Source organism: Helicobacter pylori (genome assembly GCF_006440215.1).
GTDB classification, from domain to species: Bacteria; Campylobacterota; Campylobacteria; order Campylobacterales; family Helicobacteraceae; genus Helicobacter; species Helicobacter pylori_CS.
Genome location: NZ_VEZH01000016.1, coordinates 1 through 22,644 on the forward strand (window position 1 = coordinate 1; position 22,644 = coordinate 22,644).

The following is a 22,644-nucleotide window of genomic DNA, read 5'->3' on the forward strand; positions in this document are numbered from 1 at the left end:
CATTAACACGAATTACTATTCTTTTCTAGACACCAAACTAGAATATAGAAGGCTTTATAGCGTGTATCTCAATTATGTGTTTGCTTATTAAAAGCCCTCTTTTTAAAAGGGGGGGGGGATTAACTCCAATAAAAAACCTCTAAAGCTAAAAATTTTCAAAAAAATAGTCATTAAACCTAAAAAAAGAAATTTTAAGGTATAATGTTTACGCCACTTTTAATTTTCGTTTTTAGTTTTCCATGGCAAACTCCTTTTTAGAATTTACCCCCATAATCCGACTTATGGGGGCGTTTGTTTTACAGCAATCTTTTCAAATTTAAATTTAAAAAAATGCTCTCTCAAAAACCATTAAAGAGTTTAAAATTACCTTACAAGATGGGCTTTTTTGCGATTTTCATTAAGAACGATCGTTTTTTAGCGGAGTTTTTTAAAAAAGGGTTTTTTACTCACTTCTTTTGATTGAAACAACACAATCAAGCGTCTTAAGGCAATTTAAAATAAAATAGCGCTAACATGACCCCAAAGCCCCTTATTAAATTAATCTATACCAAATAGTAAGGAGTTATCTAACATGGGGTTTTTCAAGCTTAAAGAACACAACACGAACATTGCCACCGAGTTTAGAGCGGGTTTAACGACTTTTATCACCATGATTTACATCGTGCCACTAAACGCTCTTATCCTTTCTCAAGCCAACATGCCTTATGAAGCCCTTTTGAGCGCAACAGCCATTATCACTATCTTATCGAGCGTGTTTAACGGGTTATGGGCAAACACCCCCATAGCCATGAGCGTGGGATTAGGGTTGTCAGCTTATTTTAGCTTTGGGTTGGTTCAGGGGCTAAAACTCCCTTGGCAAAGCGCTTTAGGCATCGTAGCGCTCTCGGGAGCGATTTTTGTGATTTTGTCTTTCACTAAATTTAGAAGTTGGGTCATGCGAAGCATTCCTATCGATTTAAGGCGTGCGGTGAGCGCGGGGATAGGGGCTTTTATCGCGTTTATTGGCCTTAAAGAAATGCATATCGTCGTTACCCATAAGGCTACGCTTGTAACTTTAGGCGATTTTAGCGATCCGCATGTGTTATTGGGGGTTGTGGGAATCATTCTAACTTTCGTGCTCTACACGCTCAAAATCAGGGGTTCTTTCATTATAGCGGTTTTAATCACTTCCATTCTCGCATGGGTTTTAAAGCTAGCCCCTTACCCTAGCAAGTTTTTTTCCATGCCCGCTAGCATTGGCCCTATCGCCTTTCAATTAGACTTTAAGGGCATTTTTTTTGATGCGAGTGGGGCTTTCACTTTAGCGTTAGTGCCAGTCATCATCACTTTTTTTGTAACCGATTTGTTTGATTCTTTAGGCACGCTTGCAGGGATTGGCCACAAGACTGATTTTTTCAATGATGAAGAAAAAAACAAGGAATTAGAAAGGACTTTAGAAGCGGATGCGGTGGCTTCTTTAGGGAGTGCGGTGGTGGGCGTTTCTACCACGACGGCTTTTATAGAAAGCGCGAGTGGGGTTGAAGAGGGGGGCCGCACAGGGCTTACAGCGGTTTTTACCGGATTATTTTTTGTTTTAACGCTCTTTTGCTTGCCTCTTTTAAAAGCCATTCCCAGCAATGCGATTTATCCGGTGCTGGTGGTAGTAGGGGTTTTGATGTTTAGCGTGTTAGAGGGGGTGAATTTTAAAGACATGGCCATTAGCGTTTCCACTTTTTTAACCGTGGTGATGATGCCCTTAACCTTCTCCATTGCCGATGGCTTAGCCTTTGGCTTTTTGTCTTATAGCATCATCAAATTGGTTCAAAAAGACTTCAAAGCACTCAATTCAGGCATCATCATTCTCTGCATCATTTCTGTTTCTGTATTTATCTTTCGTTAAGCTCTTTTTAAGGGGCTTTGCATTTTTTACCCATTTCATGCCTCTTTTTCTTTATTTAGACAGATTATTATCTTAAAATAATTGTAATATCATTATTATTATATCAACTCAATAAAAAAGGAGAAGGTATGCAAAAAACTTCTAACACTCTGGCGCTGGGGAGTTTGACAGCGCTATTCTTTCTAATGGGTTTTATCACGGTTTTAAACGACATTTTAATCCCACACTTAAAGCCCATTTTTGACTTGACCTATTTTGAAGCTTCACTCATTCAATTTTGCTTTTTTGGGGCGTATTTCATCATGGGAGGAGTTTTTGGGAATGTGATCAGTAAAATCGGCTACCCTTTTGGCGTGGTGCTTGGTTTTGTGATCACAGCGAGCGGGTGCGCGTTATTTTATCCGGCGGCGCATTTTGGCTCCTATGGGTTTTTTTTAGGAGCGTTGTTTATTTTAGCGAGCGGGATTGTGTGCTTACAGACTGCCGGTAATCCCTTTGTAACCTTGCTTTCTAAAGGTAAAGAAGCCAGAAACCTGGTTTTAGTCCAGGCGTTCAATTCGCTTGGCACGACTTTAGGGCCTATTTTTGGGAGCTTGTTGATTTTTAGCACGACTAAAATGGGCGATAATGCAAGTTTGATAGATAAATTAGCGGACGCTAAAAGCGTTCAAATGCCTTATTTGGGCTTGGCGGTGTTTTCGCTTCTTTTAGCGCTTGTGATGTATCTTTTGAAATTGCCTGATGTGGAAAAAGAAATGCCCAAAGAAACGACTCAAAAAAGCCTGTTTTCGCACAAACACTTTGTTTTTGGGGCTTTGGGGATCTTTTTTTATGTGGGGGGAGAAGTGGCGATTGGCTCATTCTTGGTGCTAAGCTTTGAAAAGCTTTTGAATTTAGACCCTCAATCAAGCGCGCATTACTTGGTGTATTATTGGGGAGGCGCGATGGTGGGCCGTTTCTTGGGCAGTGTTTTGATGAATAAAATTGCCCCTAATAAATACTTGGCTTTTAACGCCTTAAGCTCTATTGCGCTTATCGCTTTGGCGATTCTCATTGGAGGCAAGATCGCTTTATTCGCTCTGACTTTTGTGGGCTTTTTCAACTCTATCATGTTCCCTACCATCTTTTCTTTGGCTACGCTCAATTTAGGGCATCTCACTTCTAAGGCTTCTGGGGTGATTAGCATGGCGATTGTAGGAGGGGCGTTAATCCCCCCCATTCAAGGTGCGGTTACAGACATGCTCACAGCAACCGAATCAAATTTGCTCTACGCTTATGGTGTGCCGTTATTGTGCTATTTTTATATCCTCTTCTTTGCGCTTAAAGGGTATAAGCAAGAAGAAAACTCCTAAAAAAAGGGGGGGGGGTTTCTCTTTTATTTTCTTTCTTTTAGCTTGTTTTAAAAATTTAAAAATGCCAAAAAATATTTTTTATAACCAATAATAAAGAACTTGACTTTAATCAAGCAAGCGCTCTATAAAAGGTTTTACTTGTCAGTGTTTGATGAGAACAGAGCTTTTTTAACGCTTGAGGTAAAAACACAAACAGGGTTTTAAAAATTTTTAAGATGCGATCAAAAATATCCGCAACGGATAAGAAAAACCTCCTAACCACAAAAGGTTAAGAGATTTGAAGAATGAAGCTAAAAAAGAAAATTAGTAAATGGGTTTAGCGTCTTTGAATTTATATTCCGTAAGAAACCCGGTGCCATCAAAATTGCCCACCAAAGAGATCTTTGCAATATCGCCCACTTGGCAATCGGTTTCTAAGACAAGATAAGGCACTTCATCTTTACCGATTAAAGTGATCACTCGACCCTTTTTCTCACGGCTTTGCTTGGGGAACTCTTTAGAATCAAGACCTGTGGTATTATCGCCGGTTTGGAGCATTCTAAAAGCATAACACATGCCATCATTGATTTGAGCGCTATAAATTTTACCTTTTTTAACTTCTTTTTTAACCCCCGGTTTAAGTGCGATGCGTATTTCTGAGTGGATTTCAGCCTCTTGCATTTTGCCTTTATAATCCCGCACCTGCACCTTATGTGTGCCATTAGGGTCTCCCTTTTTAAGCAGAGAATCTTCATAGCTGAATTTTTGAATGTCTAAATCCCCATCAATAAAACTCCTAGCATGAAGCTGAACGCTCAAAAGCCCTATCAACCCAACCAATGAAAATTTCAAACAACGCTTATAAAAATGATTCATCAACAAATCCTTTCAGTGTAAAATCAAACAAATATATCTCAAAATGAAAAACAAAAAGATCACAAAACCGCTCATTTAGCAGCAAAAACACGCTTTGTCAAGAAAACAAAGCCTAAAAAAATCATTCAAAAATAATTTCTTCCGGTTTGATTTCATCGCCATAAACAGGCTCCAAAGTCTCCTTATAAGCTTCTTTTAAGAAGTCGCTAGAAATGAGGGAATCTATTTCGTTGTTCAACCATTCTAAAAGCTTAGGGTTACCCTTTTTAATCGCTGGAGCGATCACATCCTTATCGCCAAGGCTTGTAATGCCTAATTTAAATTCAGGGTGTTGTTTCGCCCAAGCGAGCAACAAAGTGTTGTCATGGGCTAGAGCGGTAGCCTTATTGTTTAAAAGGGCTAAAAAAGTCTCTGTGTTTTGCTCAAATTTCAAAAGTTTGATATTGGGGTAATTTTTAGTGAAATAAAAATCCGCTATCGTGCCTTTATTCACAATCAACTCTTTATCCTTCAACTCTTCTATATTTTTAATGGCCCCATCTTTAGAAATCACCCCTAAAGCGACTTTCATATACGGCTTAGCGAAATCCACGACTTTTTCTCTTTCTTTAGTGCGCGTGAAATTAGCCATGATAATATCCACTTTATTGGCTTTTAAAAATTCCACCCTAGCTGAAGCTTCTACAGGAATAAACTCAATCTTATTTTCATCGCCCAATAAATCAAGGGCCATGCGTTTAGCGATGATCACATCATAGCCTTGATATTCCCCTTTAGAATCCACAGATCCAAAAGGAGGTTTATCGCTAAAAACCCCCACTTTTAAAACCCCTCTTTGTTTAATGACTTCTAAAGCGTCCTTTTTTTCTTTATGGCTATCAGAGCATGCACTAAAGACTAAAGCGATTAACACTAAAAACAGCCCCCATACCTTAAAAAGCCCGTTTGTTTTCATAAAAACACCTTTTTTTGGAATTAAAATCATCTTTTTAGCAAACTTTATTTAACAGCTCCCTAAAAAATGAAAAGTTTCTAAAAATTTTTGCGCTCTTTGAGATTTGGGGTTATTGAAAAATTCTTTAGCGCTGTTTTCTTCAGCGATTTTACCGCTATCAAAAAACACGATTTTATGAGCGATTTTTTGCGCGAATTTCATTTCATGCGTTACAATCACCATGCTCATGCCCGTTGTGGCTAATTCTAAAATCACTTCTAAAACTTCTTTAACCATTTCAGGGTCTAAAGAGGCGGTTACCTCATCAAAAAGCATGATTGTTGGCCGCATGCACAAAGAGCGCACGATGGCTACTCGTTGCTTTTGCCCGCCACTCAATTCTTTAGGGTAAGCTTGTTGTTTATGCTCCAAACCCACCCGCTTTAAAAGCTCTATGGCTTGAGAAATGACCTCATCTTTGGATCGTTTTTGCACTTTTAAGGGGGCGAGTAAGATATTATCTAGCACGTTTAAATGCGGGAACAATTCATAATTTTGAAACACCATGCCTATTTTTTGGCGCATTTGATTCCAGTTAGTGGTTGGCGTATTAAGGTTAGTGTTTTCAAAAAGGATTTCACCTCCATCAATCTTTTCAAGCCCGTTTAAACATTTTAAAAAAGTGCTTTTCCCGCACCCGCTAGGCCCTAAAATCACTGCCACTTCACCCTTATTTAAAGTGAAATTGATGCCGTCTAAAACCAAATGGTTTTGATAGGTTTTTTTTAACCCTTTGGTTTCTAAAATCACGCTCATTTTACCCTCTAATGTATTGGAATTTTTTTTCTAAATAGGAACTATACAGGCTCAAACTATAGCATAAACTAAAATAAAACATTAAGATAACGCCATAAACCACAAAGCTCGCATTGGGCATGCGTAAGAGGTTAAGCTCTATGATTTGCTGGCCCACTTTTAACAAATCAATCGCTCCAATGAGAGAAACTAAAGCCGTGGTTTTAATCATGCGCGTGAATAAATTAAGGCTTGAGGGCAATAAAGACAAAAAGCTTTGGGGGAAAATAATGTTAAAAACCACCCTTTTTGAATCCATGCCTAAAGCCAAAGCGCTTTCTACTTGGTGTTTGCTCACGGAAGTTAAAACCCCTCTGGTTAAATCCATCATTTCAGCACCCCCCCACAAGCTAAAAACAATAACGCTCGCTAAAACCGCGCTAATATGCAAATCAAACCAGCTCGCTAACCCGAAATACACAATAAAAAGCCATGCTAAAAGCGGGATAATGCGAATGCTTTCTAAATACACACGACACGCCAAAACCACTATTTGAGAACCAAACGCCATCAAGCTCCCCAAAAGCATTCCAACAATGATTGAAATAACCGCAGAGCTAAGAGCGATCAAAAGAGTGGTTTCAAACCCTTCTAACAAACGCTTAAGGTTGTCTAACTCTAGTAAAACTCCCATTTTTAAGCCACTTTCTTTTTAAAGAAACGCTCTAAGATCACAAACAAAACGCTTAAGGGGAGCAAAGCAATCAAATAAGCGATGCTTAACATCAAAAGGCTTTCAGTCGTTTTATAATAAATGCCAATAAAATCTTTCGCCACGAACATAATATCGGTTAGGGCTATCGCGCCCACCACAGAAGTTTCTTTGAGTAAAAAAATCACATTCGCCCCTATAGAAGGCATAGAAACGCTTAAACTTTGAGGCAGAATGATGTAATACATCATTTTCAAAGGGCTAAACCCCAAACTCAAAGCGCTTTCTCTTTGAATGGAAGCCAAGCTCTTAAACCCAAGCAAAAAACTTTGACTCATATACCCCCCACCCAAAAACCCTAACGCTAAAATCGCGCACTCTAAAGCGCTCAAACCGATTTCATTCAACCCGTAATACAAAAAGAAAAGCTGGATGAGTAGGGGCGTGTTCCTAGCGATTTCGCCATAGATATAGATGATAGGGGAGATAAAGCGCGTTTTAAAATACAAAATGAGCGCGCACAAAAACCCCACCAAAAGAGAGAGTAAAATCCCAAAGAAAGAAATATAAAGCGTGAGTTCTAACCCCTTAAGAAACGCAGGGATGGAGTGAAACATAAAATCCCAATCTAATGCCATAACGCTATACCTTAAAATTAATGACGCTTTAAAGCGTCATGTTTAAAAACAGCTCTTATTACCCTAATTGTTAGAAGTTTGGAAAAACCCAAGCCTTTATTATGGAAAGTTTATGAGCCATTCAGTCCCTATTCAAAAAATTTGAATTATAATAAAAAACTGGCTGAAATTAACAACAATGGTTAAACGATCATTAAATGGAGAGGACATGCAAAAAAGTTTAGTTTCTTTGGCTTGGGTCTTTGTAGCTATTTTAGGGGCGATCTGTTTAGGGGTGTTAGCCTTACACAAGGGTGAGAGCATTAACACGCTATGGCTTGTAGTAGCGAGCGCTTGCATTTATAGCATAGGCTATCGTTTTTATAGCCATTTTATCGCTTATCGGGTGTTAAAGCTAGACGATAACAGAGCCACGCCCGCATGCGTAAGGAATGACGGCAAGGATTTTGTGCCAACCGATAAAGCCATCACCTTTGGGCATCATTTCGCCGCTATTGCTGGGGCTGGCCCTTTAGTAGGCCCGATACTAGCCGCTCAAATGGGTTACTTGCCCTCTATCTTATGGATTTTGATAGGCTCGGTTTTAGGGGGTTGCGTGCATGATTTTGTGGTGCTTTTTGCTTCCATTAGGCGCGATGGCAAGTCTTTAGGCGAAATGATCAAGCTTGAAATGGGTCAATTTGTAGGCATGATCGCCAGTTTAGGGATTTTAGGGATCATGCTCATTATCATTGCGATTTTAGCGATGGTGGTGGTGAAGGCTTTAGCGCATTCGCCTTGGGGCTTTTTTACGATCGCTATGACCATTCCCATTGCGATCCTTATGGGGCTTTACATGCGGTTTTTCAGGCCGCATAAGATTTTAGAAGTTTCTGTTATTGGCTTTATCCTATTGATTATAGCGATTTATGCGGGTAAATACATTTCTTTAGATCCTAAACTAGCGTCAATATTCACCTTTGATGCCGGTTCTTTAGCGTGGATGATCATGGGTTATGGTTTTGTGGCTTCTATTTTACCGGTATGGTTTTTACTCGCTCCACGAGATTATTTAAGCACTTTTTTAAAAATTGGCGTTATAGGGGTGTTGGTTGTGGCTATTGTTTTTGTCGCTCCGCCCTTACAAATCCCTAAAATCACACCCTTTGTAGATGGCAGTGGGCCTGTGTTTGCAGGGAGCGTGTTCCCTTTCTTGTTTATCACGGTGGCTTGCGGGACGATTAGCGGCTTTCATGCTTTAATTTCTTCAGGCACGACCCCTAAAATGCTTGCTAAAGAAAGCGATGCAAGGCTAGTGGGCTATGGCTCTATGGTGATGGAGAGCGTTGTGGCTCTTATGGCGTTGGTGTGTGCAGGGATCTTGCACCCAGGTCTTTATTTCGCTATCAATTCGCCAGAAGTGAGCATCGGTAAAGATATAGCTGATGCGGCTTCAGTGATTAGCTCATGGGGGTTTAATATCAGCGCTGAAGAAATCAGTGAGATGACTAAAAACATCGGTGAAAGCTCTATTTTGAGCCGCACCGGTGGGGCGCCCACTTTTGCGATCGGTTTAGCGATGATTGTGTATCACATTTTAGGGGATCCAAGCGTGATGGCGTTTTGGTACCATTTTGCGATTTTGTTTGAAGCTTTGTTCATTTTAACCGCTGTGGATGCAGGCACACGAACCGCTCGTTTCATGATTCAGGATCTGCTCGGTAATGTTTATAAACCTTTGGGCGATCTTAGCTCTTATAAGGCTGGGATTTTTGCCACTCTTTTGTGTGTGGCAGGGTGGGGGTATTTCTTGTATCAAGGCACGATTGACCCTAAAGGAGGGATTTATACGCTATGGCCTTTATTTGGCGTGAGCAATCAGATGTTAGCGGGCATGGCGTTGTTGTTGGTTACGGTGGTGTTGTTTAAAATGGGGCGTTTTAAGGGGGCGATGATAAGCGCCTTACCGGCAGTTTTGATTTTATCCATCACTTTTTATAGCGGTATTTTAAAAGTGATGCCAAAGAGTAATGACAGCGTGCTGAATAATGTTTCCCATGTGGCGCAGATGCAAATCATCAAAGAAAAAATGGCTACCACTACCGATGAAAAAGCGCTCAAAACGCTCCAAAAATCCTTTTTTAACCATGCGATTGATGCGATTTTGTGCGTGTTTTTCATGCTTGTAGCGCTTTTAGTGCTGATCGTGAGCGTTAGGATTTGCTCAAACGCTTATTTTAAAAATCAAATTTACCCGCCGCTGGCTGAAACGCCCTATATCAAAGCCGCTTGAATAAAAAAGGGGTTTTAACCCCCCCTTTAAATCCATGGAAAAAAGTTTGACCTTGTTTGTGAAGCGCGCAAACCCTAAAGACGTTTGGGGTTTCTGCTTGGGTTTTTAAAAAGCTATCGTTTGCTTTTTTAAAAGCTCAATTTTGAAGATGATGAAGATGATGATTTTTTTACTTAATGGGTATGATTTAATAAAGAGCTTTCGCTTGAAAAGAAATTTTATATAGAGATTAGAGAAACAGCGTTAAAAAACGCTTATCCTATCATGGGAGATAGCATCAAAATGACGCCTACTCTATTTTGTGATCCATAGCATCAAAATAATGCCTACCATAATCATAGGGTAGCATCAAAATGATGCTACTAGAGCCGTGTATAACGCGCTCCTGTCAGAATAAAGGGCGGGGAAGTTTTTAGGCACAGGCCCGTTTTCACCCGGTTTAAAGCCTTTGTTAGTATACACGCCATAATATGCAAGATCCACGCTACCGCTCAAGTATTCAGTGAATTTATAGCCTAAAGAGATCATCGCTCTCGCTTCCCAAGAGACCACTGAATTGGAGTATTGTGTGGCGAATTTCCATGTGAATTTTTTGGCAAAATGAGTGCCGCCACAAGAAAGGAAAATGGTAGCGGCGTCTCTTTTAAGGGCTGTGCCTGTAAAACCCGCATAGACGCTGTTACTCCCCATGATCACACCGCTTGGATTCCCCATGTTGCCTATCCAACCATTAGCGTTTTGAAAGACTTTATAAAAAGCGATGGAAACATTATAATTGTTGATGTCAAAGCGTTGGCGGATAATGAGATTTTGCCCGTTTTGAGTGGCAGGCGTGTCGTATCTATAGACCGGACTCCCGTCGGATTTAACAATCATCCAAGGGTAGTAAATGGGGAAAAACCCTATGACAGCTGTATCAGAGCGAAAGCCTGTGCCGCTAAAATTGGGGTTAGAGTCCCAACCAATCTTAACGCCTGGAGCGTTAAAGATTTGAGGCGAAAGGTAATAAAAGCCTTCTATGAGGAAACGATGAGGTTTATAGGTGAGTTGCACCGCATGCGTGCCATAAAGCACCTTTTGCCCATGGCTGTCATAACCTCCCTTATCATTTTTAGTAAAGCCTCCGCTATAAGTGGTCCGTGCGGCAAACCAATCCATCAAAAACGAACCATAAGCGAACGCCCTCCCAAAAGAGCTAAACCAAGTCAAGCGCGCATGCTTGTATTGCCCAGAAACTTGAAAGCCTTGCGTTTGACCGCTTTTATAAGGCATAGTGGATAAATAGCGCCCGGCTTTTATTTCAAAATAATTCTTATAAGCGTATTCTAAATACGCATCGCTAAAGACATAATTGCGGACATTTTTGTTGTGTTTCATGTTTTGTGTTTCAAGGCTATCGGTCTGTAAGATATTCGTATAGCCCCCCATAAACCCATCATAATAACCAAAGAGGTTGTAAGCCACAGAGCCGTCTTCAAACTTCTTCGTGCCGTCATAGAAAATAGATCCCACCATGCCCCCTATTTTGCCTTTTAGAACATGGTCTGAAACCTTTTTGGGTAACAGGCTAAAACCAAGCCCTAAATAGCCCGCAATCGTTGCGAATTGCTGCATAGGGTAGATGCCTCTTTCTTTATTGATTTTATGCTGGTTAAAACCGATAGTGCTGGATTGATCCACAAAGCCATTGAGCTTAGCTTCAAAACCTTGTAAAGAAGAGCTTAAAAATGCCCCAAAGAATAAAACCTGACTTGCCTTTTTCATGCATGCCTCCTAAAATGAGATTGATAAATGCAAATGCTTTTAAAGATAAATCTATTCTTTGATTTTTATTATTCTTAGCTTTGAGATAATTATAATATGTAAAATAATGCATATGATGAGAAAATCAAGCTTTTAAACGCTAAAAACGATTAATTTGTGGAAAATTTACTCTCTTTAAATTCAAATGGCTAACATATGGCGTTAAAATCCGTTACGATTAACGGATTATTGTGGATGGATCGCTTGAGAATGGGGTTAAGCTTTGCTTTATCGTTTTTTAGGTTTTATCTGGTTATAAAACAAAGCCTATTGGTTGTAATTCTTATACAATTCTATTAAATGCTTAGTGGAGCCGTCAAAATAAGCGTTGCTTTTATGCCCTTCTAATTCTTGTAAAATCGGCACGGCCAACTCTTTCCCAAGCTCCACGCCCCATTGATCAAAGCTGTTAATATCCCAAATAACCCCTTGCACAAAGACTTTATGCTCATAAAGAGCCACTAGCGCCCCAATACTGCTTGGTGAAATCTTTTCTAATAAAAGGATATTAGAGGGGCGGTTGCCAAAAAACACCCTATGGTGGGCTAAATCTTTGGCTTCATCTTTGTCTAAGCCTTTAAAGAGCAATTCCCCAAGTGCTTCTTCATAACTCTTGCCTTTCATGAAGGCTTGCGCTTGCGCTAAAACATTGCTGAATAAAATCTCATGGTGGCCTTTAGCGTTAGGTTTTTTATCTAAAGAGGCGATAAAATCAATGGGGATTAAATGCGTGCCTTGATGCAAGAGCTGGAAAAAGGCGTGCTGAGCGTTAATGCCCATATCGCCCCAAACAACAGGGCATGTGTCATAGGGGATGGTTTCGCCTTTTTTGCTGATGCGTTTGCCATTGCTTTCCATATCCAATTGCTGGATGAATTTAGGGAAATGCCTTAAATACTGATCGTAAGGAGCGATTAAATGGCTTTTGGATTGGAAAAAATTGATATACCACACGCCAATTAGCCCCATTAAAACGGGCAAATTGCTTTCAAAAGGGGCGTTTCTAAAATGCTCATCCATCAAATACGCTCCTTTCAAAAGAGCGTTAAAATTTTTCTTCCCTAAATAGATCATAATGGACAAGCCAATAGCCGACCACAAGCTATAGCGCCCCCCTACAAAATCCCAAAATTCAAACATGTTATGCTCGTCAATGCCAAATTGTTGCACGGCTTCTTTATTGGTGGATACCGCTACAAAGTGCTTAGCGATATGCTTTTCATCGCCGCTTCTTTCTACAAACCATTTTCTAGCGGTTAGGGCGTTGGTTAAGGTTTCTTGAGTGGAAAAAGTCTTAGAGGCCACGATAAAAAGCGTGCTGGCCGGATTGATTTTTTCCAAAACGTCTAAAATCTGCGTGCCATCCACATTAGACACAAAATGCATTTTTAATCTCGGGTGGGCGTAGCGTTTTAAGGCGGTGCAAACCATTAAAGCGCCTAAATCTGACCCCCCAATGCCGATATTGACAATATCGGTGATCACTTGATTGGTATAGCCCAATCTTTTACCGCTCCTCACGCTATCGCTAAAGGCTCGCATGCGTTTTAAAACGTTCCTAATACTCTTTAACACTTCCATGTTGTCTAGTAAAATTTCAGTGTCATTCAAGCTTCTTAAAGCGGTGTGTAAAACGGCCCTTTTTTCGGTGGTGTTGATTTTTTCGCCCTTAAACATCGCTTCAATCTTTTCTTTTAAAGAGCAGTCATTCGCTAATTCAAAAAGAAGCTTTAAAGTGGTATCGTTCAGGCGGTTTTTGGAATAGTCTAAGCTCAAGCTTTCAAATTGCACGAAATAGCGGCTCGCTCGCTCTTTGTCTTTAGAAAACCAATCGCGCATATGCACTTCTTTGATTTCTTCATAATGTTTGAGTAATTTTGGATAAGTTTTTAATTGGGTTAGCATCAATACCCCTTAATTAAAAGATATAACGCTGTACTATAAGCTAGTTTTAATTACAATTTTCAAATGGAAGTTTTAAGAAAAAACATTTTAGCTTACTATGGGGCGAATTTTCTCTTAATCATCGCTCAAAGCTTGCCCCATGCGATTTTAACCCCCTTGTTGCTTTCTAAAGGGCTTAGTTTGAGTGAAATCCTGCTCGTGCAAACCTTTTTTAGTTTTTGCGTGCTGGTGGCTGAATACCCAAGCGGTGTTTTAGCGGATTTGATGAGCCGGAAGAATTTATTCCTTGTTTCTAATGTGTTTTTAATCGCTAGTTTTTCGTTTGTGCTGTTTTTTGATAGTTTTATCCTCATGCTTTTAGCGTGGGGGCTGTATGGTTTGTATAGTGCATGCTCTAGCGGCACGATTGAAGCTTCACTCATCACAGACATTAAGGAAAACAAAAAGGATTTGTCCAAGTTTTTAGCTAAAAACAATCAAATTACTTATTTAGGCATGATTATAGGGAGTTCTTTGGGATCGTTTTTGTATCTCAAAGTCCATGCGATGCTGTATATCGTGGGGATTTTTTTAATCATGCTCTGTGCGCTAACGATCATTTTTTATTTTAAAGAAAAAGAAGGGGATTTTAAAAGCCAAAAAAGTTTGAAACTCCTTAAAGAGCAAGTCAAAGGCAGCCTTAAAGAGCTTAAAGATAACCCCAAGCTTAAAATTTTGTTAGTGGGGCATTTGATTACGCCCATCTTTTTTATGAGCCATTTTCAAATGTGGCAAGCGTATTTTTTAAAACAAGGCATTAAAGAGCAATACCTTTTTATGTTTTATATCGCTTTTCAAGTGATTTCTATTCTCATTCATTTTTTAAACGCCAAAAATTACAGCCAAAAAATCGCCATGAGTTCGCTTGTGGTGTTGTTAAGCGTTAGCCCCTTATTGCTTATGAATATCCCTTATTGTTTCATAGGGGTGTATGCGCTCATGGTAGCGTTTTTTGCTTACATGAGTTATTGCTTGGGGTATCAATTCTCCAAATTCGTTTCTAAAAACAACATTTCATCGCTCTCATCGCTTTTATCAAGCTGTGTGCGCGTGGTTTCTGTGCTAGTTTTATCGCTCAGTAGTTTGGAACTGCGTTACTTTTCGCCCCTAACTATCATAACCATGCATTTTGCCCTAACGCTTCTCATCCTCTTTTTCTTTTTGTATAAGGCTAAGCCGTTTGATGAGTGAATTTGCTTTAAGATTGTAACCTTTTAGCGATTTCTTGTGCAACATCATAGCCATGATTGAGTGCGGTAGCGATGCTCGCTCCTGATTTGAATAAAATATCGCCCACGATGAATAAATTAGGGATATTGTTGCTCTCTAAATTTTCTTTCACCACAGGGATATTGGTGCTAGGATCTAATTCTAAAGAACAGCGTTTAAAAAATTCTAAAGGGGTAGAGCCACCGATCGCATACAGCAAGCGATCAAAACTCTCACTCGTGTTATCGGTGAAATTAACCTTAATTTGAGTGTTATCTTCTTCTAGGCTTTCAATATCCACTCCAAGCTTGCTTTTAAGCGTGTTGTTGTCTAGGACTTCTTGCAAGTTTTTAGCGTTGTCTTCATTGATGCGGCTGAATTCTTTTTTGCGGTAATTGAGGGTGGTTGGGGTGGTTTTACACAAAGCAATGGCGTATTCCACCGCTGAGTTGCCTCCGCCGATCACAAGGGTTTTTTCATTTTCCTTACAATCGTTGATGCTAAAAACCACTTGTTTGGAGAGCGCAACAGGGATTTTGTAAGTAGTAGGGCGGTTTGGCTGGCCCATTTTCCCGATCGCAACCACCACAAATTTAGCATGATAGGTTGTATTAGAAGTGGTGGTGATTTTAAAGTATTCACCTTCTTTTTTCACGCTCTCAATATCGGTTTTATAGCTTGGCGTGATGCGATGCTCTTTTAAAAGGTTAGTGAAATTCTCTAAAGTTTCTTCCTTAAAGCTGTCTTTAAAAGGGATATGCCCTTTAAGCTCTACGATTTGCTTTTTATAATCTTTATCAATCCTTTTACCGGCTTTATAAAACTTCTCTATCATGCCTGAATGGCTTTCGGTTTTTTCGCATAAAAGCACCTTTTTAACGCCGGCTATTTCGCATTCTATAGCTGTGGCAATGCCCCCAGGCCCTGCACCCACTATCAACACATCTAAAATTTCTTGGTTCATTTCTATCCTTTTATTTTAATTCTTTTTAATTCTTTTGGCGTTTTTCTTGTAAAATCGCTTCGTTCAAATCGCTCGCACTGTCATACAACACGCTTTCAAGCATGCGTTTTTCATCGTCAAACTGACCGCTTTTAACCCCCCACAAAAACGCTATTAAGCCTACCAATCCCATAAGCACTGAGACAACTAACATGATGGTTAAAATTTCTGTATTCATCTCTATATCTTTTAGGTTATTAGGATAACGCTGTCATTATACTGAAAGATAGCGTTTAAATCACTAACAACGCTCATTTGGTTGAATAAGTTTGGATAACATGAAAATGAGAAAACTAAAAAGAGGGTTTTTATGCAAGAAGCGTTGTTGCGTTTTCAAGAGGGTTTTAAGGAGTGGGGTTATCTTATTTTGTTTTTATATTCTTTAGGGGGTGGGTATGTGGGGATTGTCATCGCTTCTATTTTGAGCGCTACCACGCACGCTTTGGATATAAAAATAACCATTCTTGTCGCTTTTTTAGGGAATTTAATAGGGAGTGGGGCTCTTGTAATCTTTGCCCGCTATCAAAAAAGAGAGTTTTTAAAGTATTTTCATAAGCATAGAAGAAAGCTTGCTTTGGCGAGTTTGTGGGTGAAACGCTACGCTTTTTTAATGATTTTTATCAATAAATATTTGTATGGGATTAAAAGCGTTGTGCCTTTGGCAATTGGTTTTAGCAAATACCCTTTAAAAAGGTTTTTATGGCTTAATGTTTTTTCCAGTTTTTTGTGGGCGTTAATCGTGGGGAGCGTTTCTTTTAAAGCGAGCGATTGGGTGAAAACGCTGTATGAAAGGCTTTCTCATTACACTTCGTTTTTTGTCATAAGTTTTGTTCTTATAGCGCTTTTAATATGGTTTTTATTGAAACGATATTCGCGCAAAATGGGTTTTTAAGCAAGATGTTTAATTAAATGCGCTAGACTACGCCCACAAGCATTCGCATGAAGCGGGTGCGTTAATATCTTTAAACACAAGGATTGGAATATGGGAAAAATTGGTATCTTTTTTGGGACAGACAGCGGGAACGCTGAAGCTATCGCTGAAAAAATCAGCAAGGCTATTGGTAATGCCGAAGTGGTTGATGTGGCTAAAGCTTCTAAAGAGCAATTTAATGGCTTTACAAAGGTTATTCTAGTCGCTCCAACAGCCGGTGCGGGCGATTTGCAAACAGATTGGGAAGACTTTTTAGGCACACTAGAAGCGAGCGACTTTGCGAATAAAACCATTGGGCTTGTAGGCTTGGGCGATCAAGACACTTACAGCGAAACTTTTGCGGAAGGCATTTTCCACATTTATGAAAAAGCTAAAGCCGGCAAAGTGGTAGGGCAAACTCCTACTGATGGTTATCATTTTGAAGCTTCTAAAGCGGTAGAAGGCGGTAAATTCGTGGGTCTAGTGATTGATGAAGACAATCAAGACGATCTCACTGATGAGAGGATTTCAAAATGGGTAGAACAAGTTAAAGGTTCTTTCGCTTAATCTTTATAAGCCCTAAATTTTAGGGCTTTTTTAAACTTCTTTTTTATATCTTATTGATGCTAGAAATAGACAACCAAACCCCACTAGAATCGGATTTTTTATTATTAGAAAAAATCGCAGATGTTTTAGCCCCCACTCAAATCATTGAGCTTATTTTAGTGAGCAATGAAACCATGCGAGAAATCAACAGGGATTTAAGGGGTTGCGATTACGCTACCGATGTTTTGAGTTTCCCTTTAGAAGCGATCCCTCACACCCCTTTAGGGAGCGTGGTGATTAACATACCACTAGCTCAAACTAACGCTCTGAAATTAGGGCATAGCTTAGAAAATGAGATCGCTCTTTTATTCATCCATGGGGTGTTGCACTTGCTAGGCTATGACCATGAAAAAGATCAAGGCGAACAACGCCAAAAAGAGAGCAAACTCATTAAAGCGTTTAACTTGCCTTTGAGTTTGATTGAACGCACACAAGATTAGTTTTAGATTGCTTTAATGCTGACAAATAAAGCTTTTAATTTCTTTTAAAATGGGGCTTTAATTATTTTGTCTTATATTTTAAATTTTATTTTATAGTAAAAGGGGGATAGGAGATAAACATTTCATCCTGCAACCCCCAACTAAATCCCACTAATCCCCTAAGATCGCATTATAAAAAACTATCTCTTGACTAGCGTCAAACTCTTTCGTATTGGATTATAAAAAATGATTTTAGTATTTTTTCAAAGCCCTTCATAATAATACGACTGCGTGATGCCTTTAATGAAAGTTAAGGGATCGTTGATATTAGAACTCAAATGCTTTTTTAAAAGCGTTTTGATTTCCAAATCATTCACAGGGTTTCTCTCCATAGTGCTCAAATAAGCGGCTTTATCAATCCTATCCCAAAGCACAATTTTTTTTAATTCCTTCTTAAGCAACAAATCAAGCCATATCCTTGTGGCTCTGCCATTACCCTCCAAAAAAGGGTGGGCGATATTCATTTCCACATATTTTTCTATGATTTGATTGAAATTATTTTGCGGCATGCTCTCAATTCTGGGTAAAATCAAATCCAAATACAAGCAATTAGCGAACCTGAAATTCCCTTTAGAGATATTTTTATCCCTGATTTTCCCGGCAAATTCATACAGCCCTTCAAACAAAAACCGATGGATTTCTTGCAAGCCCTTGATTGTGCCTACTTCTATGGTATCAATCAGACCGCTTTGGATCAAATGCTTGGCTTTTTCCAAACTCTGTCTGTCTAAATGCATCGCGCTTATTTTTAAGAGTGTAATTCTTTAGAGGCGTATTTTTTTCACGCTTTCATGACATGCTTTGATGAACGCTCCCCTAACCCCCTTTTTTTCTAAAACGCTCAAGCCTTCAATCGTTGCGCCTTTAGGGGTGCAAATTTGCTCTATAATTATTTCTGGGCGTTCTTTTTCTAACAGCTTGGCAAAACCCTTAAAACTCATTTCCACCAATTCTAAAGAATCTCTAGCGTTCAATCCCTCTCTAATGCCGGCGTCTTTCAAACTGCTCGCTACCAAGCTTAAAAAAGCGAGTGCGCTCCCATTGGTCGCTATACTGGCATCCACCTGCTCTTCGTTTCCCACTCGCACGCAATTCCCAAAACTTTCAATAATACTCAAAGCTTTCTCGCTTATTGAAGGCACAACCGATTTTTCACACACCGCCGTAGAAGAAAGAGCGAATTTGCTCGCAATGTTAGGCATGCATTTTAAGTAATGTAAAGAATCTATCGCATCACTTAAAGCTTCAAAATTTACCCCGGCTAAAGCACTCAAAACGCTTTTGGCTTGCCCTTGATAATTAAAATCCTTAAGGTTATAAGGTTTAAAAAGTAAAAACACGAATTTTTGGTGTATATCAATAGCGTCTTTGTAAGGCACGATTTGGGCTTGAATGTTTTTTTCTTGTAAAAAAGGGGCGATTTTTTCAGGGTTTCGCCCGGTAATCTCTAAAATAAAACTCTTGGATAAAATTTCATGAGCACCTTCTAAGATCGCTTGAGCCATGTTCCCATAGCCGATGAATTGTAAGATTTCCATGACACACCCTTTTTAAAACCCCATGATGTAATTGATATAAAAAGTATAAAGCCTCCTGTAGCTCACATCAGCCCCGGCGCTATTCAAATACGCTTGATTGATGAGAGGCACTTTGATCCCAAATTCCACGCTCTTTTGGCTTATAACCCCTTGATTGTGGAATTTCTTGGCAAAACGCTTAAACTCCGCAAAGTTGGTGCGCACCCCAAAATTCAGCGCCACTTGGAAATTCGTTGAATGGATGTCATTAGCGTTCCCCCAATTGTCAATGATTTGTTGCCTTAAAGAGCTAAGCCAAGTTGCCCCGCCCAGCTGAACCCCAGCAAATAGCCCAAAATTCAATGCTTTAGTGTTGTAAGTCCTCCTGAATAAATTCCATAAAAAATCCGTGCCTACCCCATAAGCAAAGATATTCGCTTTCACGCTTTGATTGGCTAAGCCTATTTCACTAAAGCCGTAATCAAAGAAAAAATAATGCCTAAGGCCTAATTTTCTCGCTTTACCAAAGAAGTATTTATAGCCCAAACCAACCCCTAAGCCATTGCTCATGCCGTGTTGGGTGCTTTTAGCGGCCACATACTGGCTTAAAATGGGTTGAGAGCCGTAGTTATTGGCTTGATTTTGCGCATTTTGAACCTGATTTCTGGCGTTAATCATCGCATCAATGAGTTTTTGTTGCACCATAAAGAATGTTTTATCCCCTAAAAGCTGCCGTAAGGTTTGTGAGAATGACTGAATGGTGGTGGTGTTAGAAGTAATCTCTTGGAGCAAGGTTAAAATCGCATTAGGGCTAATGTCGTTTTGCAAGGCTTGAAACCCTTGAGAAATAGCGCTCGTGATGGCTTGAAAAGCGTTTGTAAGACTAGTAGATACACTATTATCATTATTTTGGATAAACCCGGCGGTTTTAATAAATTCGGTGAGCAAATTAATTAAATTGTTCGTATCGCTCACCCCATTTGTAGGGATTGCCCCTAAAAGGTTGATAAGCCCACCGGTGCAAGTAGAGCTACTACTACCGCTATTACCATTACACAAATTACTGAGACTGCTGCTATTATTTTTTAACGCTTCAAAGAATTGTTTTAAGCCGTTTTCAACGCCTTTGTTGTTCCCAGAGCTAGCGATAATGTTGGCTATTTTTTGAGCGTCATTATAGACTTTTTGCAAGCTATTATTTTCATTAGTGGTTGCGGTGGTGGCGCTTTGTTGTTTGTTGGGTTCATAACAATTGCTCCCACTCGTTCCATTGCTCCCGTTGGTGCTATTGCATGGCGTATAGCCGTTATTATTGCCACTATTGCTACTACTATAAGTCCCTAATTTCCCATCACTGGCGTCTGTGAGCATTTGGTAGGCTGTAGTGATTTGACTAGTTCCATTTCCACTTCCACTGCTTCCCCCATTATTTCCACCACTACTAAAACTTTTAAGAGATGAAATGATGTTATTGAGCAGACCACCGCTAGTGAGCGTGATTTGTTGGACATTGTAGGTGATGCTGTTCCCACCATTGTTTCCGCTTTGAGTTGTCGCTTGTGTTTGATACCCTAAAGCGCTTTGCAACCCGCTGTAATAAGCCTTAGAATCTGACCATTGCTGATAGCACCAGTTACTACCACTCCCACTCACTCCGCTCGCGCATGCGTTATTATTGCTTGTCGCCCCACTTGTTTGCTGGCTTTGTTGGCTTTGATTAATTAAAGCGTTCATGTCTGTAGGCACTTGCTGGTTAATGATATTGATGAGCTGGTAGAAATTCGCTCTCAATTGGATGCGTAAATCTTGGTTAGTGTTAGGTGTCATCTCTTGCGACTGACTCCCATTAGTGTTATAAATCGCATTCGCCCAAGCTTGGATATTACTTTCTTGGTTTTGAAAAGCACTTTGAATGCTTTGCTGGAAATTGCTGACATTTTGCAATACGGTGTTTAAAGCTCCCATCACCGTGCTGTTAGGGGATTGAGTGGTTGCCCCACTGCTTTGATTGAGGTTAGTCGTTTTAGCTTCTTCTTCATTATTCACAACCACCATCGCTTTTAGTTTGGAAGCGTTGCTTTTAGTTTGAGTGGTAGTGGTAGTCCCATTAGTAGAGCTTAAAATATTTTGCAATTGGGCGTTCCCGCTGATGCTCAAACCCCCTGAATTGGCGTTATTGCATGAGCTTGTCCCGGATTGCGTCCCGTTAGCGCATAAGATATTGGCGTTTTTTTGCAAATTTTCTTCTGAAGTTTTTAAAGAGTTATAAACGCTCCACACTTGAGAGACAAGGTTAAAAGAATTCACGCCGATCTGCTCTTTGCCGTTGATGGTTTGGATTTTGGAGGTAGCGACTAAAGAATTGTCAAAACTGCTTGTGGAACTTGTGGAGCTTGTGGCTGAGCATGAAATCCCATTAGAAGTATTGTTAGAAAGGCTTCCGGTAGCGCTTGCGCAATCATAGGCGCTGATATTTTGCCCTTGAGCGTTGGTAACCGTGCCGATTTGGTAGTTGTTAGAAGTGTTTTTGAGCAAGTTTTTAGGCTCAGTAAAACTAATCCAAGAAATTTGTTTTAAAGCGTTATTGTATTGTTCTATCGTGCTTTCATAGGCTTGGAAATTCAAAGCGTTGTGCAAGTTGTTTAAATTATAGGTGGTGTTGTTGATCGCATTGTTGTCTAAAGTGTTGATAGCAACGCTTTGAAGCTTTTGGGCAATGGCTTGGACTTGCTGGTTGGCTTGGTTGTTTGAAGTGGGGGTTGCGGCTAAAGGGGCTAAATTTTGAATGAATTGCTCTAAACACTGGACTTGGCTAGTGCAACCATTGGGGTTATTTTGATTATTAGCGCTTAATTCCCCTTGTAAGGTGTTCATTAAAAGGGTGTTGTTGTACTGTTGTTGGTTGTTGCTGTTTGAAGAAGTAGAGCCTAAAATGGAATTAGTGGGATAAAATACGACTTGTCCCGGTGGGTTTAGCACCACATGCGTTGGGGTTGTGGTGGGGAAAACCCCCACCCCTAAAGTGTTTAAAGCGTTAACAAGAGCGCTCACATAAGCGGTATTGTTGCTAGAGGCATTCACCGCATCGGTTAGATTAGAGAGTAAGGATTGCGCGTAAGTGGTGCTAGTGGTTTTAGTGATGCTGTGTTCAATTTGTTGCAATAATTCTGTCATGGATTGCGCGGTGTTTTGGAGTTGGGCTTTGACTTCTTTGGCGTTGTTGCTGGGATTAAGGCTATTGATAGAGCTAATGATGTTAGAGCTTAGCGCGATGCCTTCATCAAACGCGCTCTGGGTGTTGGAAAGGAGTTTGGCTGTGATTTGTGAAGAATGGGCCTTTAAGGGATCAGAGCTTCCTTTAAGCCCTATGATTTGCTGGGAAATGCTAGAGATTTGACGGCTAGAATAAAAGTCTTTTCTTTTGCCAATTTGATTTAGGATATTAGAAATGCCCTCTAATTGGTTGCCCACCGTGTTACTCACGCCATAGCCTAAAGCGTCAATGACGCCTTGAGAGCTTAAAGTGATTAAACCGGTAGTAGGCCCTGCAATATTGATCGCGCTTTGGGTTACGCTGTTGATGATATTTTGATTTTCTAAAAGTTGTTTGTTATTGATAAATTGTTGCGTGCCACCGATTTGATAGCCTACAGACATATACCAACCATTGTCTTCAGCTAAGAGAGAGCCAATTAAAAAGAGTGGTATGAATTTTCTAGCTTTTTTTATCATATTT

20 protein-coding genes are annotated in these 22,644 nt (G+C 39.9%); 8 read left to right on the forward strand and 12 right to left on the reverse strand.

The window, feature by feature from the left end:
* The 3 genes from FIM44_RS08925 to FIM44_RS07130 all read left to right on the forward strand — a co-directional run.
* Positions 1 to 91, forward strand: a 91-nt coding sequence (locus FIM44_RS08925) for an outer membrane beta-barrel protein (RefSeq protein WP_140579552.1), incomplete at its 5' end; no start/stop codon positions are given.
* A gap of 480 nt (positions 92 to 571) precedes the next feature.
* Positions 572 to 1,879, forward strand: coding sequence for an NCS2 family permease (locus FIM44_RS07125; RefSeq protein WP_140579553.1), 1,308 nt, complete (start codon positions 572 to 574; stop codon positions 1,877 to 1,879).
* Positions 1,880 to 2,007: 128 nt separating this feature from the next.
* Positions 2,008 to 3,231: a sugar MFS transporter gene (locus tag FIM44_RS07130; RefSeq protein ID WP_079358093.1), complete on the forward strand. Its 1,224-nt coding sequence runs from the start codon at positions 2,008 to 2,010 to the stop codon at positions 3,229 to 3,231.
* A gap of 303 nt (positions 3,232 to 3,534) precedes the next feature.
* Here the strand turns inward: FIM44_RS07130 and FIM44_RS07135 are convergent, their stop codons facing one another.
* From FIM44_RS07135 to FIM44_RS07155, 5 genes are all read right to left on the reverse strand, one after another.
* Positions 3,535 to 4,086 carry a hypothetical protein gene (locus FIM44_RS07135; RefSeq protein ID WP_140579554.1) on the reverse strand — a complete coding sequence of 184 codons (552 nt, stop codon included), beginning with the start codon at positions 4,084 to 4,086 and terminating at the stop codon, positions 3,535 to 3,537.
* Between the two features lie 121 nt (positions 4,087 to 4,207).
* On the reverse strand, positions 4,208 to 5,041 hold the full coding sequence (locus FIM44_RS07140) for a transporter substrate-binding domain-containing protein (RefSeq protein WP_140579555.1): 834 nt from the start codon (positions 5,039 to 5,041) through the stop codon (positions 4,208 to 4,210).
* Between the two features lie 48 nt (positions 5,042 to 5,089).
* Entirely contained in the window at positions 5,090 to 5,836 is a 747-nt protein-coding gene (locus FIM44_RS07145) for an amino acid ABC transporter ATP-binding protein (protein WP_140579556.1), read from the reverse strand.
* Between the two features lies 1 nt (position 5,837).
* Entirely contained in the window at positions 5,838 to 6,509 is a 672-nt protein-coding gene (locus FIM44_RS07150) for an ABC transporter permease subunit (RefSeq protein WP_140579557.1), read from the reverse strand.
* 2 nt (positions 6,510 to 6,511) lie between these two features.
* A complete protein-coding gene (locus FIM44_RS07155) occupies positions 6,512 to 7,165 on the reverse strand; it encodes an amino acid ABC transporter permease (protein ID WP_140579558.1) in 654 nt (217 codons plus the stop codon).
* Positions 7,166 to 7,343: 178 nt separating this feature from the next.
* Here FIM44_RS07155 and FIM44_RS07160 point away from each other — a divergent pair, with 178 nt between their 5' ends.
* Positions 7,344 to 9,437 (forward strand): carbon starvation CstA family protein, encoded by a 2,094-nt coding sequence (locus FIM44_RS07160; protein ID WP_194148716.1) that lies wholly within the window; start codon positions 7,344 to 7,346, stop codon positions 9,435 to 9,437.
* A 348-nt stretch (positions 9,438 to 9,785) separates the two neighbouring features.
* On the opposite strand, the gene hofH is transcribed toward FIM44_RS07160, so the two are convergent.
* Both hofH and pgi read right to left on the reverse strand, forming a co-directional pair.
* Complete coding sequence (hofH, locus tag FIM44_RS07165) at positions 9,786 to 11,201, reverse strand: outer membrane beta-barrel protein HofH (protein ID WP_140579560.1); 1,416 nt, start codon at positions 11,199 to 11,201, stop codon at positions 9,786 to 9,788.
* Positions 11,202 to 11,507: 306 nt separating this feature from the next.
* Positions 11,508 to 13,145, reverse strand: coding sequence for a glucose-6-phosphate isomerase (gene pgi, locus FIM44_RS07170; protein WP_140579561.1), 1,638 nt, complete (start codon positions 13,143 to 13,145; stop codon positions 11,508 to 11,510).
* Between the two features lie 63 nt (positions 13,146 to 13,208).
* On the opposite strand from pgi, the gene FIM44_RS07175 reads away from it, so the two are divergent.
* On the forward strand, positions 13,209 to 14,375 hold the full coding sequence (locus tag FIM44_RS07175; RefSeq protein WP_140579562.1) for an HP1165 family MFS efflux transporter: 1,167 nt from the start codon (positions 13,209 to 13,211) through the stop codon (positions 14,373 to 14,375).
* Positions 14,376 to 14,382: 7 nt separating this feature from the next.
* Here FIM44_RS07175 and FIM44_RS07180 read toward each other — a convergent pair whose 3' ends face one another.
* Both FIM44_RS07180 and ccoS read right to left on the reverse strand, forming a co-directional pair.
* Positions 14,383 to 15,357 (reverse strand): NAD(P)-binding domain-containing protein, encoded by a 975-nt coding sequence (locus FIM44_RS07180; RefSeq protein ID WP_140579563.1) that lies wholly within the window; start codon positions 15,355 to 15,357, stop codon positions 14,383 to 14,385.
* 25 nt (positions 15,358 to 15,382) lie between these two features.
* Positions 15,383 to 15,574 carry a cbb3-type cytochrome oxidase assembly protein CcoS gene (gene ccoS / locus FIM44_RS07185; protein ID WP_001090949.1) on the reverse strand — a complete coding sequence of 64 codons (192 nt, stop codon included), beginning with the start codon at positions 15,572 to 15,574 and terminating at the stop codon, positions 15,383 to 15,385.
* 132 nt (positions 15,575 to 15,706) lie between these two features.
* Here ccoS and FIM44_RS07190 point away from each other — a divergent pair, with 132 nt between their 5' ends.
* The 3 genes from FIM44_RS07190 (at position 15,707) to ybeY (ending at position 17,352) form a co-directional block, all read left to right on the forward strand.
* Positions 15,707 to 16,288, forward strand: a complete 582-nt coding sequence (locus tag FIM44_RS07190; RefSeq protein ID WP_140579564.1) for a DedA family protein — start codon at positions 15,707 to 15,709, stop codon at positions 16,286 to 16,288.
* A gap of 90 nt (positions 16,289 to 16,378) precedes the next feature.
* Positions 16,379 to 16,873 carry a flavodoxin gene (locus FIM44_RS07195; RefSeq protein WP_000516065.1) on the forward strand — a complete coding sequence of 165 codons (495 nt, stop codon included), beginning with the start codon at positions 16,379 to 16,381 and terminating at the stop codon, positions 16,871 to 16,873.
* A 56-nt stretch (positions 16,874 to 16,929) separates the two neighbouring features.
* A complete protein-coding gene (ybeY, locus tag FIM44_RS07200) occupies positions 16,930 to 17,352 on the forward strand; it encodes an rRNA maturation RNase YbeY (protein ID WP_140579565.1) in 423 nt (140 codons plus the stop codon).
* A gap of 242 nt (positions 17,353 to 17,594) precedes the next feature.
* Here the strand turns inward: ybeY and fic are convergent, their stop codons facing one another.
* From fic to hopL, 3 genes are read right to left on the reverse strand one after another with little or no spacing between them, the layout of a single operon-like run.
* Positions 17,595 to 18,128, reverse strand: coding sequence for a protein adenylyltransferase Fic (gene fic, locus FIM44_RS07205; RefSeq protein WP_140579566.1), 534 nt, complete (start codon positions 18,126 to 18,128; stop codon positions 17,595 to 17,597).
* Positions 18,129 to 18,155: 27 nt separating this feature from the next.
* Positions 18,156 to 18,929, reverse strand: coding sequence for a pyrroline-5-carboxylate reductase (gene proC, locus FIM44_RS07210; RefSeq protein WP_140579567.1), 774 nt, complete (start codon positions 18,927 to 18,929; stop codon positions 18,156 to 18,158).
* 12 nt (positions 18,930 to 18,941) lie between these two features.
* A complete protein-coding gene (gene hopL, locus FIM44_RS07215; RefSeq protein WP_140579568.1) occupies positions 18,942 to 22,640 on the reverse strand; it encodes a Hop family outer membrane protein HopL in 3,699 nt (1,232 codons plus the stop codon).
* Positions 22,641 to 22,644: the final 4 nt, after the last annotated feature.

Bases quoted from the DNA above. Each gene is read 5' to 3' on its own strand.
- FIM44_RS07190 (WP_140579564.1), top strand. From the start codon at position 15,707: ATGCAAGAAGCGTTGTTGCGTTTTCAAGAGGGTTTTAAGGAGTGGGGT.
- hofH (WP_140579560.1), bottom strand. From the start codon at position 11,201: ATGAAAAAGGCAAGTCAGGTTTTATTCTTTGGGGCATTTTTAAGCTCT.
- hopL (WP_140579568.1), bottom strand. From the start codon at position 22,640: ATGATAAAAAAAGCTAGAAAATTCATACCACTCTTTTTAATTGGCTCT.
- ccoS (WP_001090949.1), bottom strand. From the start codon at position 15,574: ATGAATACAGAAATTTTAACCATCATGTTAGTTGTCTCAGTGCTTATG.
- FIM44_RS07145 (WP_140579556.1), bottom strand. From the start codon at position 5,836: ATGAGCGTGATTTTAGAAACCAAAGGGTTAAAAAAAACCTATCAAAAC.
- FIM44_RS07195 (WP_000516065.1), top strand. From the start codon at position 16,379: ATGGGAAAAATTGGTATCTTTTTTGGGACAGACAGCGGGAACGCTGAA.
- FIM44_RS07150 (WP_140579557.1), bottom strand. From the start codon at position 6,509: ATGGGAGTTTTACTAGAGTTAGACAACCTTAAGCGTTTGTTAGAAGGG.
- proC (WP_140579567.1), bottom strand. From the start codon at position 18,929: ATGGAAATCTTACAATTCATCGGCTATGGGAACATGGCTCAAGCGATC.
- FIM44_RS07125 (WP_140579553.1), top strand. From the start codon at position 572: ATGGGGTTTTTCAAGCTTAAAGAACACAACACGAACATTGCCACCGAG.
- FIM44_RS07180 (WP_140579563.1), bottom strand. From the start codon at position 15,357: ATGAACCAAGAAATTTTAGATGTGTTGATAGTGGGTGCAGGGCCTGGG.
- fic (WP_140579566.1), bottom strand. From the start codon at position 18,128: ATGCATTTAGACAGACAGAGTTTGGAAAAAGCCAAGCATTTGATCCAA.
- FIM44_RS07160 (WP_194148716.1), top strand. From the start codon at position 7,344: ATGGTTAAACGATCATTAAATGGAGAGGACATGCAAAAAAGTTTAGTT.
- FIM44_RS07130 (WP_079358093.1), top strand. From the start codon at position 2,008: ATGCAAAAAACTTCTAACACTCTGGCGCTGGGGAGTTTGACAGCGCTA.
- FIM44_RS07155 (WP_140579558.1), bottom strand. From the start codon at position 7,165: ATGGCATTAGATTGGGATTTTATGTTTCACTCCATCCCTGCGTTTCTT.
- ybeY (WP_140579565.1), top strand. From the start codon at position 16,930: ATGCTAGAAATAGACAACCAAACCCCACTAGAATCGGATTTTTTATTA.
- FIM44_RS07175 (WP_140579562.1), top strand. From the start codon at position 13,209: ATGGAAGTTTTAAGAAAAAACATTTTAGCTTACTATGGGGCGAATTTT.
- pgi (WP_140579561.1), bottom strand. From the start codon at position 13,145: ATGCTAACCCAATTAAAAACTTATCCAAAATTACTCAAACATTATGAA.
- FIM44_RS07135 (WP_140579554.1), bottom strand. From the start codon at position 4,086: ATGAATCATTTTTATAAGCGTTGTTTGAAATTTTCATTGGTTGGGTTG.
- FIM44_RS07140 (WP_140579555.1), bottom strand. From the start codon at position 5,041: ATGAAAACAAACGGGCTTTTTAAGGTATGGGGGCTGTTTTTAGTGTTA.